Source organism: Xanthomonas sp. NCPPB 3583, from assembly GCF_041475715.2.
GTDB lineage: Bacteria > Pseudomonadota > Gammaproteobacteria > Xanthomonadales > Xanthomonadaceae > Xanthomonas > Xanthomonas euvesicatoria.
Map to the genome: position 1 here is coordinate 4260876 of NZ_CM191263.1, position 14700 is coordinate 4275575.

Annotated in this window: 15 protein-coding genes, 1 other RNA gene and 1 pseudogene; 7 read left to right on the forward strand and 10 right to left on the reverse strand. The window is 65.9% G+C overall.

Translation table 11 applies throughout. The features are described from left to right. Positions 1–55: 55 nt before the first annotated feature. From ACCQ07_RS18275 to ACCQ07_RS18285, 3 genes are read right to left on the reverse strand one after another with little or no spacing between them, the layout of a single operon-like run. Positions 56–1324 (reverse strand): DUF3526 domain-containing protein, encoded by a 1269-nt coding sequence (locus tag ACCQ07_RS18275; protein WP_008577664.1) that lies wholly within the window; start codon positions 1322–1324, stop codon positions 56–58. Then, positions 1324–2760 (reverse strand): ABC transporter permease, encoded by a 1437-nt coding sequence (locus ACCQ07_RS18280; RefSeq protein WP_057680900.1) that lies wholly within the window; start codon positions 2758–2760, stop codon positions 1324–1326. The genes ACCQ07_RS18275 and ACCQ07_RS18280 overlap by 1 nt, the downstream gene beginning before the upstream one ends. Positions 2761–2770: 10 nt before the next feature. Next, on the reverse strand, positions 2771–3493 hold the full coding sequence (locus ACCQ07_RS18285) for an ABC transporter ATP-binding protein (protein ID WP_014091179.1): 723 nt from the start codon (positions 3491–3493) through the stop codon (positions 2771–2773). 243 nt (positions 3494–3736) lie between these two features. Between ACCQ07_RS18285 and ACCQ07_RS18290 the strand changes: the two genes are divergently transcribed. After that, positions 3737–5590, forward strand: a complete 1854-nt coding sequence (locus tag ACCQ07_RS18290) for a M14 family metallopeptidase (protein WP_057680878.1) — start codon at positions 3737–3739, stop codon at positions 5588–5590. 21 nt (positions 5591–5611) lie between these two features. Here the strand turns inward: ACCQ07_RS18290 and ACCQ07_RS18295 are convergent, their stop codons facing one another. Further along, positions 5612–6556: a LysR family transcriptional regulator gene (locus ACCQ07_RS18295; protein WP_057680877.1), complete on the reverse strand. Its 945-nt coding sequence runs from the start codon at positions 6554–6556 to the stop codon at positions 5612–5614. A 107-nt stretch (positions 6557–6663) separates the two neighbouring features. Between ACCQ07_RS18295 and ACCQ07_RS18300 the strand changes: the two genes are divergently transcribed. The 3 genes from ACCQ07_RS18300 (at position 6664) to ACCQ07_RS18310 (ending at position 9342) form a co-directional block, all read left to right on the forward strand. After that, entirely contained in the window at positions 6664–7065 is a 402-nt protein-coding gene (locus ACCQ07_RS18300; RefSeq protein ID WP_011348740.1) for a Rid family hydrolase, read from the forward strand. A gap of 461 nt (positions 7066–7526) precedes the next feature. Beyond that, entirely contained in the window at positions 7527–8264 is a 738-nt protein-coding gene (locus ACCQ07_RS18305) for a DNA/RNA non-specific endonuclease (RefSeq protein ID WP_065628641.1), read from the forward strand. Between the two features lie 292 nt (positions 8265–8556). Beyond that, complete coding sequence (locus ACCQ07_RS18310) at positions 8557–9342, forward strand: alpha/beta fold hydrolase (RefSeq protein WP_372363524.1); 786 nt, start codon at positions 8557–8559, stop codon at positions 9340–9342. A 51-nt stretch (positions 9343–9393) separates the two neighbouring features. Here ACCQ07_RS18310 and ACCQ07_RS18315 read toward each other — a convergent pair. After that, a non-coding RNA gene (locus ACCQ07_RS18315) (sX9 sRNA) lies at positions 9394–9470 on the reverse strand. 60 nt (positions 9471–9530) lie between these two features. Beyond that, a complete protein-coding gene (locus ACCQ07_RS18320; RefSeq protein WP_372363525.1) occupies positions 9531–10457 on the reverse strand; it encodes a LysR family transcriptional regulator in 927 nt (308 codons plus the stop codon). 132 nt (positions 10458–10589) lie between these two features. Here ACCQ07_RS18320 and ACCQ07_RS18325 point away from each other — a divergent pair. Next, positions 10590–11216, forward strand: a pseudogene (locus ACCQ07_RS18325) (FMN-dependent NADH-azoreductase); the annotation flags it as partial. 49 nt (positions 11217–11265) lie between these two features. Then, positions 11266–11550: a YciI family protein gene (locus tag ACCQ07_RS18330; RefSeq protein WP_008577649.1), complete on the forward strand. Its 285-nt coding sequence runs from the start codon at positions 11266–11268 to the stop codon at positions 11548–11550. A gap of 68 nt (positions 11551–11618) precedes the next feature. Here the strand turns inward: ACCQ07_RS18330 and ACCQ07_RS18335 are convergent, their stop codons facing one another. From ACCQ07_RS18335 to ACCQ07_RS18345, 3 genes are all read right to left on the reverse strand, one after another. Beyond that, positions 11619–11990, reverse strand: coding sequence for a hypothetical protein (locus tag ACCQ07_RS18335; RefSeq protein WP_008577647.1), 372 nt, complete (start codon positions 11988–11990; stop codon positions 11619–11621). Positions 11991–12044: 54 nt separating this feature from the next. Further along, positions 12045–12275 (reverse strand): DUF1653 domain-containing protein, encoded by a 231-nt coding sequence (locus ACCQ07_RS18340; protein WP_008577645.1) that lies wholly within the window; start codon positions 12273–12275, stop codon positions 12045–12047. A gap of 282 nt (positions 12276–12557) precedes the next feature. Then, positions 12558–12740, reverse strand: a complete 183-nt coding sequence (locus ACCQ07_RS18345) for a hypothetical protein (protein ID WP_008577644.1) — start codon at positions 12738–12740, stop codon at positions 12558–12560. Between the two features lie 197 nt (positions 12741–12937). Here ACCQ07_RS18345 and ACCQ07_RS18350 point away from each other — a divergent pair, with 197 nt between their 5' ends. Continuing rightward, the gene (locus ACCQ07_RS18350; protein ID WP_029820410.1) at positions 12938–13183 is read left to right on the forward strand and encodes a hypothetical protein; all 246 of its coding nucleotides are present in this window, start codon (positions 12938–12940) and stop codon (positions 13181–13183) included. Here ACCQ07_RS18350 and ACCQ07_RS18355 read toward each other — a convergent pair. Next, positions 13136–14614: a SulP family inorganic anion transporter gene (locus tag ACCQ07_RS18355; protein WP_372164460.1), complete on the reverse strand. Its 1479-nt coding sequence runs from the start codon at positions 14612–14614 to the stop codon at positions 13136–13138. The genes ACCQ07_RS18350 and ACCQ07_RS18355 overlap by 48 nt on opposite strands. Positions 14615–14700: the final 86 nt, after the last annotated feature.

The following is a 14700-nucleotide window of genomic DNA, read 5'->3' on the forward strand; positions in this document are numbered from 1 at the left end:
CAGTGCATCCGGGGCGCAAGTAAAAGACGCAACGAAAGGTGAAACGCAGATACCGCTATGAAGCAGGGCCGGCCGTTGTTTCGAAGCGTGGCGCTCGCCCGAAATCGTCGCGCGTGAACGGCCGGTCGCGGAACAGATAGCCGTAGTAGAACGTGCGCAGCGCCCGGTGATAAGCGCGAATGCGATCCTGATAGGCCAGCTGTGCCTGCAAATCGGTGTCGGCCAGGCGCGTCAGCGCCGCCTGCAGCGCAACCGGGGGCAGCACGCTGGCCACGCGTTGCGCCAACGCTTGGCGACGCTGCAGCCCCTGGCGATACGCTGCCACCTGCGGCGCCACCTGCTGGTCGCCATTTTCATGAAATGCGAAGTACCACTTGTAGTGGAACGCCGTGGTCAGCGGCGCCGAGTCGGCCCATTGCCGATTGCGCGCGTAGAACGCCTGCATGGTGTCCTGGCGCGGAATGTCCCAGGCATGGTTGACCGCCTCGCGCTGCAACCGCGCAATCTCGGTACCCTGGTTGACCGGCACCGCCTGATTGATTGCCACGTGCGCCAGCGCCGGCGCCACCAACGCCAGCACAACCCAGCAGGTGGCCAACGCCGTGGCATGCGCGGCAGGCCGCCACTGGAGGCGCCCGACCAGCACCGACAGCAGCACCCAGAACAACAGGTACGCACCGCCCAGTGCCAGCACCGCCAGTTGCTGCAACCACGGCACCGCGTTGAACGTGGCGAACATGACGAACGGCACGCTCAGGCACACAAACACCGCCGCTGCGCGCACCACCACGCGCCGTACCAGCAGCGCAGCGCCCGCCCCGGGCAGTGCGGCAAGCATGCGTGCACGCCCCGCTTCACGCTCGCCCGAACGCAGATCGAACAGCAGCGCGATCACGAACAGCGGCAGCAGGAATACCAGCACGAATGCGTAGTCGAAACGGCCAGCCAATGCGAGCTCGGGGTTGTAGCTGTCCCCGTCATGGATCTGCGCTTCCAGCCCCAGCGCGCGCACGCGCAAGATATACGGCGAGACATCGCGCATGCCGACCGCCGCAAACGCCAGCGGCGATGGCGGGTCCCAGGTGGGGTGGAAGCTGTAATAGGCCGCGCTGCCGGCATCGTTGGAACGCGCCACATAGTCTTCTACCGCCGCGCTGTCTTCGCGCTGCAGCGCTGCAATCCTGGCGATGTTGTCGCGCTGCGTCGCCATCACATGTTGCCCGGACAGCAGGCTGCACACGGTGAGCAGCGCAAGCAACAGCAATCCGGCGAGCGCCGCACGTGCGCGTAGCAGCAACAGCAGTTCGTATTTCCACAGCACCATCAGCGCGCCACTCCCACACCTCGCCCGGCTGCCACCAGCATGCACAGCGCAGCAAGCAGCCAGCCCCCGATCAGGCCGAACGCCGCACCTGCCGTGCCGATCACCTCGGTCGCCGGCGCCGGCTGGAACGCAAACACCGGAATCTCATGCCAGTGCTCGGACGAAATCCGCTTGCGCCGATCGGCGCCTGCATCCTGGGCGGTGTCGTCGGCCATGCTGACCGCGTCGGCCTGCAGTTGGTTGAGCTGCTGCACCAGCGTGTAGCGGTAGTGCTCTGCCTGGGCCAGGAACCGCAGATGCGCGCGCAGGTCGGTTTCTGCCAGCGTCATCGACACCTCGCGCAGCGCCACCGTCGGGCTGAGCAAGGAAAACGCACGCACCAGCAGGTTCTGTTGCTGCTGGATGGATGCATCGCGGCCCGCATACCGCTCGAACAGGCTTGCGCTCAGCCGCTCGCCTTCCAGTGCCAGCAAGCCCTTGTAGTTCACCGGCAGGTCTTCCACGCGCTGCACGCCGTAATGGGCCAGCGTCTGCTGCTTGAATTGCGCAAAGTGCGGGTCGTCCGGATTGTGGCTGTCGCCGAGCGTGCGCAGGTCGCGCTGGATCGCCACATCGGTTTCCAACCGGGTCGGCAGGCGGTACGCGGCACTGGCCGCGTCCGGCGCCACGCGCGGTACCAGCAAGGCCAGCCACACCCATACCGCCAGCGACACCAACAGCGCATCGCGGCCGCGCCGGCACCGCATCGACACCGCCAGCACCAGCGCACACCACACCAATAGATACGCGCCATAGGCCAGCACCAGCAGCGCAACCAGCGGTGCTTGCCCTGGCAACAACGCGATCGGTGCCAGGCCGATCAAGGCCGGCAGCAGGCAGGCGCCGGCCACCGTCGCCAGCGCCAGATACTTGCCGCCAAGCAACTGCCGGCGCGTGGCGCCCTGCAACAACAGCGCGCGCAAGGTGCCGGTTTCCTGCTCGCGCGCCACTGCGCCATAGCCCAGGAAGACCAACATCAGCGGCGCCAGCACCTGCAGCACGAAGGCGGGCGTGAGCTGACCGAAACGCACCAGCAACGAGCTCTGACGCACATCGCCGAAATTGGCAGTGTTCTGGCGGTGCCCTTCCAGAAACATGCTGTTGCCGGTGAACGCATCCACGCCGGAATCGAATGCAGCCAGTGCCGGCAACGGGCGATAGATGAAATGGCCGTAGTGCACCACGCGGTGCGGATGCCGGTCCGGCTGCGCTTGGAACGCCTGCTGCGCTGCCTGTTGCTGCCGCGTGCGGAAATCGGCCACTTCGCGCTGGTGGTGCGCAGCGGTCAACGCCGCCACCAGGGTGAGCAACATCAGCAGCACCACACCGATGGCAGCGGACCGGTTGCGCGCCATATAGCGCAGTTCTTCGCGTGCGACCAGCAACGCCGGGCTCATACGTGCAGCCTCACGCAGCGCGATCCTGCGGGCGCGCGAAACGCGCATGCAGGGTGCGCACGTCGAAGCCGCTGTCGCCGGCACCGATCTCTTCGGCAATCCGGCCGTTTTCCAGAAACCCGATGCGGTCGGCCACATCCACCGCACCGAGCAGATCGTGGGTGACCATCAGCACCGCGGCGCCGCGTTCGCGCACGCTGCCGACCAGGCGATTGAAGTCGGCGATGGCGCGCGGATCCAGCCCGGAGGTGGGCTCGTCCAGCAGCAGCACCGGCACCTCGCGCAATGTGGCCACGGCAATGGCCACCTTCTGCCGCATGCCCTTGGAGAACCCTGCCAGCCGTTGCGCCCAGGCATCGCGCTGCAGGCCAGCGGCCGCAAATGCCTCGCCAATGGCGGCCTGGCTGCGACGCTGGCCGGCCAGGGCAAGCAGATAGTCGGCATTTTCCAATGCGCTCAGATGCTCGTAGAGCGCCACGTTTTCCGGCAGATAGGCCAAGCGCGCGCGCGCCTTGCCGGGGTCGGCGACCGGGTCCACGGCGTCCACGCGCAGGCTGCCGGAGACGGGTTTGACGAAGCCCAGCAACGTGGACAGCGTGGACGACTTGCCGGCGCCATTGCCGCCCAGCAAGGCGTAGACGCTGCCGGGCGCGACGCCGAGGTTCAGCCCCTGCAGCACCGCGCGGCCACGGTAGGCCACGTACAGGTTGGAGATTGAAATCGCGTGGGTCATTGAAGAATTGAAGGGCGTGGACACAGACATATCAGGAAGTGATACGTTATCACATTGCTTGCACCGCCAAAATCCGCCCGCCGTCGCAGGCAGGAGCCCGGCCGGCACTAATAACCGCCGCGCCGCGCATCGCGCCTGCGGTCAGCGCCTTGCGGCGCGAACGTCCAGCCAGGCGCCTGCGCCGACACGGCTGACCCGCACAAGCAGACACCGTCGCCCACCACTCGAGACCCTCACACCCCAATGACCTTCGAAACGCGCAGCTGTCATTCGCCCGATGCTTTCCATGACTTCGACCGCCACGCTCCCGCTGACGCCAAGGCCTGCAACACCGCGCGCAGCACCCGACGCCTCGCCAACGGGCTGGCCATCGCATTGTTCGCTGCCGCACAGCTCAACGCGCAGACCATCGATACCAGCGCCCCGTTGCCGCCGGTCCGCGCATGGCACGGTGCCAGCGAAGCATTGATCGTGGCACCGGACGATCCGTGGATGACGCCGGCCGAGCGTAGCGACTTTGTCAGCACGCCCAGCTACGCGCAAACGCGTGCGTGGCTGCAACGGCTGGTTGCTGCTTCGCCGCTGCTGTCGCTGGAGGTGTTCGGCAAGACCGGCGAAGGACGCGATCTGCTGCTGGTACGCGCGCGCAAGGGCAAGCCCGGCAAACCGGTCGTGCTGGCACAGGCCGGCATCCATGGCGGCGAGATCGATGGCAAGGACGCCGGCCTGATGCTGCTGCGCGATATTGCACAACGCGGCAAGGACGATCTGCTGGACGAGGTCGATTTCGTATTCGTGCCCATCCTCAACAGCGATGGGCACGAACAACGCGGCCCGCTCATCGGCGCCGCATTGCGCGGCCCGCAGCAGATGGGCTGGAATACCACCACGCGCGGCATCAACCTCAATCGCGACTATCTCAACCTGGAAGCGCCGGAGACGCGCGCGATCGTCAAACTGCTGCACACGCTCGACCCCGCCTTGTATATCGACCTGCATGTCAGCGGCGGGCTCGATCATCAGTACGACATCACCTTCACCTTCGCCGGCTGGGGCACCTACGCGCGCTCGCGCGCCACGGCCGGTTGGCTGCAGCAGCGCTTCACGCCAGCCGTCGACGCCGCACTGCGCCGCCAGGGTCATGAACCTGCGATCTACCCCAGCCTGATCGACGAAGACGCGCCGCGCTCGGGCTTGCGCTATTCGCCCGAAGGCCCGCGTTATTCCACCGGCTATGGCGACTTCGCCGGCATCCCCACCGTGCTGGTGGAAAACCACCGCCTGAAGTCATACCGGCAACGCGTGCTCGGCGATTACGTGCTGCTGGAAGAAGCCCTGCGCGTGGTCGGCCGCGATGCACACGCCATCGATGCCGCCAAGCGTGCCGATCGCGCGGCGCGCCCGCAGGAATTGATGGTGGCGTGGGAACGCCTGCCGCAGCCGATCGACCATATTCCGTTCAAGGGCGTGACCTACACCCGCGCCCTGTCGCCGGTGTCCGGCCGGCCGGAATTGCGCTGGGAAGGCCGCGACGAAACCTGGACGATGCCGGTGATCGGCTACCGGCAGACGCAGGCGGTGCAGTACCCGGTGGCGTGGTGGATTCCGCCCGGCAACGACGATGTGCTCGCCTTGCTCGATGCGCATGGCATCGGCTACGACCGTCTGCAACAGCCGGCCCGGCGCGCGGTGCAGCAGATACGCATCAGCAAGACCGGCAGCGATCAGATCCCGCACACCCATGACGTCGAAGAAGTCTTTCCCGCCGGCAGCGTCCGCGTGCCGGCCGATCAACCGATGCGCATGTTGGCCGCCGCCTTGCTGGAACCGCGCAGCAACGATTCGCTGCTGGCCAGCGGACGTTTCCGCCATGCCGGCAGCCCCGACAGCGGGCTGTACGCCACCGAGCTGGTTGAATTCAGCGAACGCGTGTTGCGCAGCGATGCCGCGTTACGCAGCGCGTTCGAGCAAAAACTGGCCAACGATGCAGCGTTCCGCGCCGATGGCGATGCGCGCCTGCAGTGGGTCTATGCACGTTCGCCCTATGCAGCGATCAGCGGCTGGCGGTATCCGGTGCGGCGCGAAGTGAGGCAATAGCGCCGCGCATCCCTGTGGCGCTCACCGCGGTGCGGGCGCCATCACTGGCGCATGCTCGGCCATCAGCGCAATCACCCAATCGATGAACACACGCAGCTTGGCGCTGACATGGCGGTTGGGTGGGAAGGCGATCGACAGCGGCATCGCTTCCAGCTGCCAGTCCTGAAAGATCGCCACCAGTTCGCCGCTGGCGACATGCGCGTTGGCCATGTACACCGGCAGCCACAGCACACCCATGCCGGCCAGGCCGGCGGCCAGATAGGCATTGCCATCGTCGGCGGCCACCACGTGGCGGCCATGCACGCGCACCGCCTCGTCGCCGCGTTGCATCACATATGGCACGGTTGTGCTGCTGCCCCAGCGCATGAAGCCGACGCAACGATGCCGTGTATTTTCCAGCTCGGTTGGATGCGTCGGGGTACCCAGCCGCTGCAGGTAATCGGGCGCTGCGTACACGCCGGCCTGCAGGTCGCCCACGTGACGCGCGATCAGCGACTGGTCGGTGATGGTGCCGCCGCGTATCACGCAATCGACGTTTTCGCCGATCAGATCCACCCGGCGGTCGCTCACGCCCATGTCCAGCTGGATCTCCGGATAACGCGCATGGAATGCCGGCAACGCCGGCATCAGGATCAGCCGCGCCAATGGGCTGGGCACGTCCACGCGCAGGCGCCCGCGTGGCAAGCTGGCTGCAACCGACAGACTGGTTTCGGCATCGTCCAGGTCTGCCAGCAGGCGCAGCACGCGCTCGTAATAGGCCGCGCCATCGGCAGTGACCTGCACCCGGCGCGTGGTGCGATTGAGCAGCTTCACCCGCAGGCGCGCTTCCAGTTGCTGCACCAGCTGGGTCACGCTGGCGCGGCTCATGTCCAGGTGTTCGGCCGCCTTGGTGAAACTGCCGGTCTCGACCACGCGCGCAAACGCCTGCATTGCATCGAATCGATCCACCACTGCTCCCGCGGCCAAGATTGTTTGGATTCTACAAACAGTGTTGGTCGATGCTGCCGATTTATCGCAACTGCAGACCCGCCTAACGTGTGCCTTCGTTCTGATGCACTTCGATGGAGAGCCACATGGCCACACGCGACGTCGTTTTCCCGCAGGGGCGCCACGCCCTGTACGAGCGCCACCATTACTCGCCGGCGGTACGCGCCGATGACCTGCTGTTTGTCGCCGGCCAGGTCGGCAGCCGCGAGGACGGCTCGCCCGAGCCCGAGCTGGACGCGGAAATTGCCCGCGCCTTCGTCAACCTGGATGCCGTCCTTGCCGCGGCCGGCTGCACTTCGCAGGATGTGGTCGACGTCACCTTGTTCATGGTCAACCCCGAGGTGGTGTTCGAGGCAATGTGGGACAAGTGGGTCAGCTACTGGGGCCCGGCCCCCTACCCCACCGTCACCGCGGTCGGCGTGACCTGGCTGGCCGGCTTCCAGTTCGAGATCAAGGTGGTGGTCAAGCTGCCGGCGAAGGCTGCATAACACCTCCCATTGCCTGCGCGGCAGTCATCGCGCCATCCCACCTGCAGCAGATCTGCGCCTGCGCAACTCAACCAGCGCGCGCAGGCGCGCGTCTCGCATTCGATCGGCCACGCCTGGCTCGCCAGCGCGTGGCGTTGCCTGTGTCCACGCCGCGCGACGTGCCCATCGCACCGTGTCAGATCTCTAAAGATCAGCGAAGAAGATCGCCGAGAGCATCAGCCTCATCAACGGCATCGCCTCCAGACCGAATGCCAAGCGCTTGGCTACACGCCGAAACAAGATCTGGGCGACCGCACGCTGCTCGGGCCCAAGTCACCAACAAGCAACATTCGTATGCGATAGCTGTAGCGCTCGCCATGCCGCGAGCCCTCTGTTCCCCTGGCGCGTTGTCCAACGTCGATGTGCTGACGCATCGCGGCGGCGGCTTCGTGCGTCCGATGATTTCAAGGAGATTGACTTCCATGCGCTTGAAGACCTTTTTCGTCGTTGTGCTTCTCACCGCCTTCAGTGCCGCCGCACAGGCGCAGGTGGTGACCCTCAACAAGGGCGGCTATACGCTGACGTACGACTGCACCAACCGCACCGCACTGCGCTACGAATACGTGCTGCAGGCCGACACGGGCTCGGCTGCACGCCCGTCCAGCTTCAATCTGGATACCGAATTGCCCAGCGGCTGTGCCGGCCAGACCTCCACGGCCTCGTATGCCAGCGTGCGTTCCGGCTATGACCGCGGCCATCTGGTGACCTCCAACCACATGGACTACAACGCGACCTACATCCGCCGCGCCAACCTCATGAGCAACATCGTGCCGCAGGTGGCCAGCTTCAATCAGGGCATCTGGGTACAGGCAGAGAACGTGGCCGAGTGCTATCGCGACATCGCCAGCGTGCAGGTTTACGGCGGCGTGATCTACAGCGACACCAGCAACGATTACTTCCTCAGCAGCCACGGCATCCGCACGCCGGATTTCTTCTGGAAGACCATCATCACCGCCAACCCGGGCGGCGGTTCGCGCGCCATCAGCTGGCTGATTCCCAATAGCGCCAACCTGGGTGCGTTGGACAGCTATATCGTCAGCATCGACGAACTCGAAGACCTCTACGGCGCCAGCACCATCGGCATCAGCGCACCGGCGGCTGTCAAAGCCATGCTGCCGTCCACCACCTGGCCGCAGCCGAGCAATTGCGATCTGGGTTGAGTCGCGCTGCATCCACGGCATGTCGCCCAGCCCGGCCTGTGCCGGGTTGGGTCACGGCGCGGCGGGCACTGGCTGCGTGGCGCCGCGCCGCCTGCGTGACAGCCTGCGCGCGGCTCGACATCTCCATCGCAGAGCCGGCGTGCCGGTGCAATGGACTGCGGTCCCGCGGGCGCCAGCCATGTGTCAGGTGTGTCAGCGCTGCCACATTTATTGGCGAGGTCTGCGCTGTTTTGACGGCCAACGGCCGACATATGCTTGATCGCACTCTCGGTCCCCTCTTGCAATCGCGCTCATGCCATCCCCCTTGTCTGCCAACGCCGGCCTCGCCTTGCTGAGCGCCCTGTCGATCTTCGCTGCCGGCCCGGCAACCGCCGCACCTGTGCAGAGCCTGCCTACCATCGTGCTGGTGCATGGCGCATTTGCCGATGGCTCCAGCTGGTCTGGCGTGATCGAGGCGTTACAGCGCCAGGGCTATCACGTCACTGCAGTGCAGAATCCGCTCACCTCGCTGGCCGACGACGTCGCTGCGACCCGCCGCGTGCTGGAGCGACAAGCTGGCGACGTGCTGCTGGTCGGGCACTCCTGGGGCGGCGCGGTGGTGACCGAATCGGGCAACGCCGACAACGTCAAGGGCATCGTCTATCTGTCGGCCCTGGTACCCGATACCGGCGAGTCGGTCGGCACGCTGCTGGCACGCCTGAAAGCGCCGATGGAAGGTTTGCAGCCGGATGCGCAGGGCCTGGTCTGGCTCGACGACGCGGCGACCTACCAGCACGTGATGGCCGCCGATGTGCCGCTGGCCAAGGTCCGGCAGCTTGCCGCCGTCCAGCAGCCGATGACCGCTGCCGCGTTCGGCGACGCGGTTTCGCAGGCCGCGTGGCATCGCAAACCGACGTGGTACCTGATCACCGACAACGACAATGCGTTGCGTCCGGATGTGCAGCGCGCCATCGCCAAGCAGATCGGTGCCACCAGTACCACCATCGCATCCAGCCATCTTTCGCTGGTTGCGCAGCCCGCCAAGGTGGCCGAGTTCATCGCACGTGCCGCGCGTACCATCGGTACGCCATCGCGGTGAGCACCAACACGAACCTGGCGTGTCGCGGCGGCCCTTGCATGCGCTCAGGTCGGCTAACAAAACGTAGCGAGCAGTCGTCCGGCGGGTGCGGACGGCGCGCTCAGAACCGCCGTGTACGCGTGGTATATGCCGATTCCGGGCAGCGACCGCGCCCGCCTGGCGCTGCGCAGTCGTTTTGTCCGCTGCGCTTAGCCTGATACGTCGTGTTCGGCGCTCTCCAGCACCGCAGGCAGGACGTCGACCAGGAACTCGATCAAGGCGCGCACGCCCGGCGCCAGTCCGCGACGCGAGGGATACACGGCGTGTAGTTGATGCACCGGCAACGTGTGGTCGCCCAATAGCACCACCAGTTCGCCGCGGGCGATGCTGCCCCTGCACAGGGCCAGCGGCAACTGCGCCACGCCCATGCCGGCCAGCGCCGCGTGGTGCAGCAGCTCGACATCCTCGGTGAACAGGCGCGAACGGTAGTCCACCAGTTCGCTGGTGCCTTGCGGGCTGGTGAGCCGCCACCGGGGCGGCTCGCCATTGACGCCACGCGGGCCCATTCCCAGTACCTCATGCAGTGCCGCGGCAGAGGCGAACGGCCCATGCGCGTGCACGAACCCGGGGCTTGCCACCAACGCCTGCCGGCTGACGCCGAACGAGCGCAGGATCAAGCCGGAATCGTCCAGGCTCGAACGCACCCGTATCGCCACGTCGATGCCTTCGGCAATCAGTTCCACCCGTCGACTGGTCAGCTCCAGATCGACCTGCACATCCGGATGCGCCAACAAAAACCGCGGCAAGAGCTCGGCCAGAAACAGATGCGCCACACCGGTCGGGCAGCTCACGCGGATCCGGCCGGAGGGATGCTGCGTGGCGCGCTCGGCCACATCCAGCGCCCATTGCGCCGAGCGGGTGATGGATTTGCAGTGCGTATAGAACTCGGCACCGACCTCGGTGAGGCTGACCGCACGGGTTGAACGCTGCAACAGCCGCACGCCCAGGCGTTGCTCCAGATCTGCCACCCGCCGACTGACCTTGGAGCGGGGAAACCCCAACGCGCGACCGGCCGCCGAGAAGCTGCCGTGGTCGACCACTGCCACCAGCAGCGCGAAGTCGTTGAGGTCTTCCATCTGAATCCAACCCCACGCAAGGAGGCCGTCATTGTCCTGCCAGGCAGGACAGTTTGTCATCCGCCAGCGGCCTACCTGCGCCCGAGGGCGCTTCGTAGAGTGCCGCCACCGACCACAGCACACGAGCCCACCATGCGCTTGCTCCATCTCGATTCCAGCATCCTGACCGACACGTCGGTCTCCCGCCAGCTCACCGCCCAGGTGGTGCAGGACCTGCACGCAGCGATTGACGATCTACACGCCACCTATCGCGACCTTGCCGCGGTTCCCATCGCGCACCTTTCCGGCGCGATTGCTGCCGGCTTCCGCCCGCTGCCGCAACCAGCCAGCGACGCGGCATTGGTGGCCGAACATGCATTGTCCGAGCAACTGGTGGACGAATTCCTCGCCAGCGACATCGTGGTGATCGGCGCGCCGATGTACAACTTTTCGGTGCCGACCCAACTCAAGGCCTGGATCGATCGCATCGCCCAGCCCGGCCGTACGTTTCGTTATACCGCTAACGGGCCCGAAGGCCTGGCCGGCGGCAAGCAGCTGATCGTGGCGTCCTCGCGCGGGGGCATGTACACGCAAGGGCCGATGGCCTCACTGGATTTTCAGGAGGCGTATCTGACCGCAACGTTCGGCTTTCTGGGCGTGCGCGACGTGCACTTCGTGCGCGCGGAAAATCAGTCGCGTGGTCCGGAGCCGGCCGCGGCCGCATTGATCAGTGCGCAGGCCTCCATTGCCGATGTCGTGCGCAGTGTCGGGCGCAGTGTCGGGCGCAGTGTCGGGCGCGGGGTCGCGCGCGCGCGTGGAGGCCTGAGCCATGTTGCATCTCATCACCCTCACCTATCGCGTCGCCCCGCCGGCACTGGCCGCACATCTGGACGCCCACAAGCAGTGGTTGCGGGAGCACATCGATACTGGGCTATTCCTCGCGGCCGGCCCATCGGCCGATGGTCTTGGCGGCATCGTGCTAGCCCACCACACCGATGCGTCGGCACTGGATCGGGTTGTGGCGCAAGACCCGTTCGTGCTGCATCAGTTGGTGGATGTCGGCATACGCCGTTTCGAGCCAGCACTGCGCGCCAAAGGGTTTTTGCCCGGTTGAACGAGACCATGCCGGTGGAATGCGACGCCGCGGTCAGGGCATTCGTCGTAGCGACACAGGCGTCGTTGTCAATCGAGACCTGCAGGCGTGTCGACGCTTGCAGGCCGGGGCGCGGGGCCGCTTGCCGCAAACCACGCAGCGTACGGGGTGTTCTTGACCAGATGCCGGTTGAAATCCTTGGCACCATCGGTCCACCACACCGCGCCGCGTTCACCCAAGGCGACCTTGGCTGCATCGACCGCACCGCGCGCGGCCAACAGGCGTTGTGCATCGTCGTCGCGCTTGGCGGCCTTGACCGCGCGTCGCGCATCCATGAGTGCACTGACCAACGCGGCACGCACCTCTTCGCTCAGGTGCGGGTTGCTGGTGCGCCACAGGCGCTCTCGCACGATGAGGTAACGGCCGTCGGGCGTCGTGAGGGGCGTGGTCGCGGCAGTCATCGCGCGCTCAAGGCCAGGCGTACGGTTGCCGCATCGCGGCAGTGCGCGCGGCACTCACTCCACGCGTTCGAAGCGAGCGCGGGCAACACCGTCCACCTCGACCTGCTCGACGAACATCGCATACGGGCGCACCCACAACCCGATATCGCGCTCCAGTGGCCGATACAGCACCAGCGGCTCCAGGGTTTCGCTGCTGCGCACCACACCGAGCACCTCATAGCGGCCGCCTTTGAAATGACGGTACTCGCCCAGTGCGATGGAAGGTAACGGCGGCAGGGTGTCCATGGCGGTATCAACGCGATCGAAAGGCCCTGGAGTTTAGGACCGCACGCAATGTGTGGCGAGCCGGCTTGTGTTGACGCTGGCCGCCGGCGGTCGATGACGGACATCCACAAGCCTTGCATTCTCGGCAGGCCGGGTCCGCCGTGTCGCTGGCGCCTGCCTTGAAAGAGGCGCACCGGCCGCCACTGCAGCGACGGCCATGGCACCTCGCGCCGTCGACAGCATCGGGGCCTGTCGTGCGCCGTCGGGGCTCGCCGCAATCGCGTGCGTCCCGCAGAGCCAACCTCAGGTGTCCTCTTCGTCCTCTTCGTCCTCATCCAGTTCGTCCTCGATGCTGTCGTCGTCATCGATTTCGCTGTCCTGCGCAGGCCCGTCCTGCAGCAGATCCTCATTCTTGCCCGGCGCCTTGACGCCGTTGGGTGGCGTCGGGTCGTCGATACCCCGGTTGGCATTCTGGTTGTTGCCCATGGTCAGCTCCCGCGGCAGAAGACCGCCTGCCCACCCTCCTCCCGGCCCTGTGATGCGCACGTGTGCCGCACCCAAAAAATGCGCCGTTCATCGCAGTATCTGAACCATTGTGGCTCAGCGCAGGGTCGCCCCGCGCCGGCTTGTATCCGCGTATCGCCTCTCCCCGTAGACAGCAGGACGCCTACCGAGGAAACACCATGCCGAGCTTGATCTGCGATCTGGAAGACCTGCTCGCCTCCTGGAAGGCCGAGGCACGCACCTTCGACGCCTGCGACATGCCGGCCTCTGCACTGGCCTTCCGCGATTGCCATCGTCGACTGTCCGCATTGCTGGACGCGCATGCACGCCAATCGGCCTCGCCGACAGCCGCGCTGGCTGGACGCGAGCAGCCCAGCTCAGTGACCGAGCTGGAGCCGCGCGCCATCGCGCCGATGGGTTCCTAGGGTGTCGATCAGCGCGTCGCTGGCCTGATTCGCGCCAGCCACCTCGACCTCGGCGCCGTGCGCACGCAATTTGAACACCACCCGATCCAGCGCCGCTACCGCACTGATGTCCCAGAAATGCGCCTGGCTCAGATCGATCAGCACCTTCGGCGGCGTGCCGAGGAAATCGAAGCTGGCGACGAATTGCCCGGCCGATGCGAAGAACACCTGGCCGCGCACCGCATACACGCGTACCCCATCGTCACCATCGCTGGCCTGCACCTGCAGCATGCGCCCGACCTTGCGCGCGAAGAACAGTGCCGACAGCAGGACGCCGGCCAACACGCCGCGTGCCAGATCGTGCGTCCAGACCGTGACCACGACGGTGCCCCACATCACCACCGACGAACTTGCCGGGTGCCTGCGCAGATCGCGCAGCGACCTCCAGTTGAAGGTGCCGATGCTGACCATGATCATCACCGCCACCAGTGCCGCCATCGGAATCTGGCGCACCCAGGCCGCGCCGTACACCACCATCAGCAGCAGGACGACGCCGGCCACCAGGCACGACAAGCGCCCACGTCCGCCCGAGCGCACATTGATGACCGACTGCCCGATCATCGCGCAGCCAGCCATGCCACCGAAGCAGCCCGCCACCATGTTCGCCAGTCCTTGACCTGCGCATTCGCGGTTGCGCTGCGATGGGGTATCGGTCAGGTCTTCGACAATCTGCGCCGTCATCAACGACTCCAGCAAGCCGACCACCGCCAGCGTCGTCGATACCGGCAGCAGGATGCGCACGCTGTCCCATGTCAGCGGCACGTCCGGCAGCAAAAATACCGGCAGGCTATCAGGCAGGTGGCCCATGTCGCCCACGTGCCGGAGATCGAGGTGCCAGTACGCGCATGCCGCCGTCAACACCACAATTGCGACCAGCGGCGAAGGAATCGCCGTGGTGACGCGCGGGAGCAGATAGATGATGACCAATGCCGCTGCACACACCGCATACACCGGCCATGGCATGCCGACCAACTCCGGCAGCTGTGCCAGGAAGATCAGAATTGCCAATGCGTTGACGAAGCCGGTGATCACCGAGCGCGAGACAAAACGCATCAATGCGCCCAGACGCAATGCGGCTGCAATCAGCTGCAGCACGCCCGCCAGCACGGTCGCCGCCAGCAGGTACTGCACCCCATGGTCCTTGACCACATCCACCATCAACAACGCCATGGCACCGGTGGCGGCAGAAATCATGCCTGGCCGACCACCGGCGATCGAAGTCACCACTGCAAGACAGAACGCCGCGTAGAGCCCAACCTTGGGATCAACGCCGGCAATGATCGAAAACGCGATGGCTTCGGGAATCAGCGCAAGCGCGACCACGATGCCGGCGAGCACATCGCCACGCACGTTGCCGAGCCATTGCTGGCGCAACGGGAAACTTCTGGACATTGAACGACTCCATGCGCCGGCAACCACACGGCGCATTACATGCACGTCAAACACCTGGACCTTCGCAGCAACTGCGAGCGCGTAAG

What these genes read in the sequence shown, in the direction of transcription:
- ACCQ07_RS18320 (WP_372363525.1), bottom strand. Translation starts at nt 10,457, where the DNA reads ATGGAAGACCTCAACGACTTCGCGCTGCTGGTGGCAGTGGTCGACCAC.
- ACCQ07_RS18280 (WP_057680900.1), bottom strand. Translation starts at nt 2,760, where the DNA reads ATGAGCCCGGCGTTGCTGGTCGCACGCGAAGAACTGCGCTATATGGCG.
- ACCQ07_RS18275 (WP_008577664.1), bottom strand. Translation starts at nt 1,324, where the DNA reads ATGGTGCTGTGGAAATACGAACTGCTGTTGCTGCTACGCGCACGTGCG.
- ACCQ07_RS18300 (WP_011348740.1), top strand. Translation starts at nt 6,664, where the DNA reads ATGGCCACACGCGACGTCGTTTTCCCGCAGGGGCGCCACGCCCTGTAC.
- ACCQ07_RS18330 (WP_008577649.1), top strand. Translation starts at nt 11,266, where the DNA reads ATGTTGCATCTCATCACCCTCACCTATCGCGTCGCCCCGCCGGCACTG.
- ACCQ07_RS18350 (WP_029820410.1), top strand. Translation starts at nt 12,938, where the DNA reads ATGCCGAGCTTGATCTGCGATCTGGAAGACCTGCTCGCCTCCTGGAAG.
- ACCQ07_RS18310 (WP_372363524.1), top strand. Translation starts at nt 8,557, where the DNA reads ATGCCATCCCCCTTGTCTGCCAACGCCGGCCTCGCCTTGCTGAGCGCC.
- ACCQ07_RS18290 (WP_057680878.1), top strand. Translation starts at nt 3,737, where the DNA reads ATGACCTTCGAAACGCGCAGCTGTCATTCGCCCGATGCTTTCCATGAC.
- ACCQ07_RS18355 (WP_372164460.1), bottom strand. Translation starts at nt 14,614, where the DNA reads ATGTCCAGAAGTTTCCCGTTGCGCCAGCAATGGCTCGGCAACGTGCGT.
- ACCQ07_RS18285 (WP_014091179.1), bottom strand. Translation starts at nt 3,493, where the DNA reads ATGACCCACGCGATTTCAATCTCCAACCTGTACGTGGCCTACCGTGGC.
- ACCQ07_RS18345 (WP_008577644.1), bottom strand. Translation starts at nt 12,740, where the DNA reads ATGGGCAACAACCAGAATGCCAACCGGGGTATCGACGACCCGACGCCA.
- ACCQ07_RS18335 (WP_008577647.1), bottom strand. Translation starts at nt 11,990, where the DNA reads ATGACTGCCGCGACCACGCCCCTCACGACGCCCGACGGCCGTTACCTC.
- ACCQ07_RS18305 (WP_065628641.1), top strand. Translation starts at nt 7,527, where the DNA reads ATGCGCTTGAAGACCTTTTTCGTCGTTGTGCTTCTCACCGCCTTCAGT.
- ACCQ07_RS18340 (WP_008577645.1), bottom strand. Translation starts at nt 12,275, where the DNA reads ATGGACACCCTGCCGCCGTTACCTTCCATCGCACTGGGCGAGTACCGT.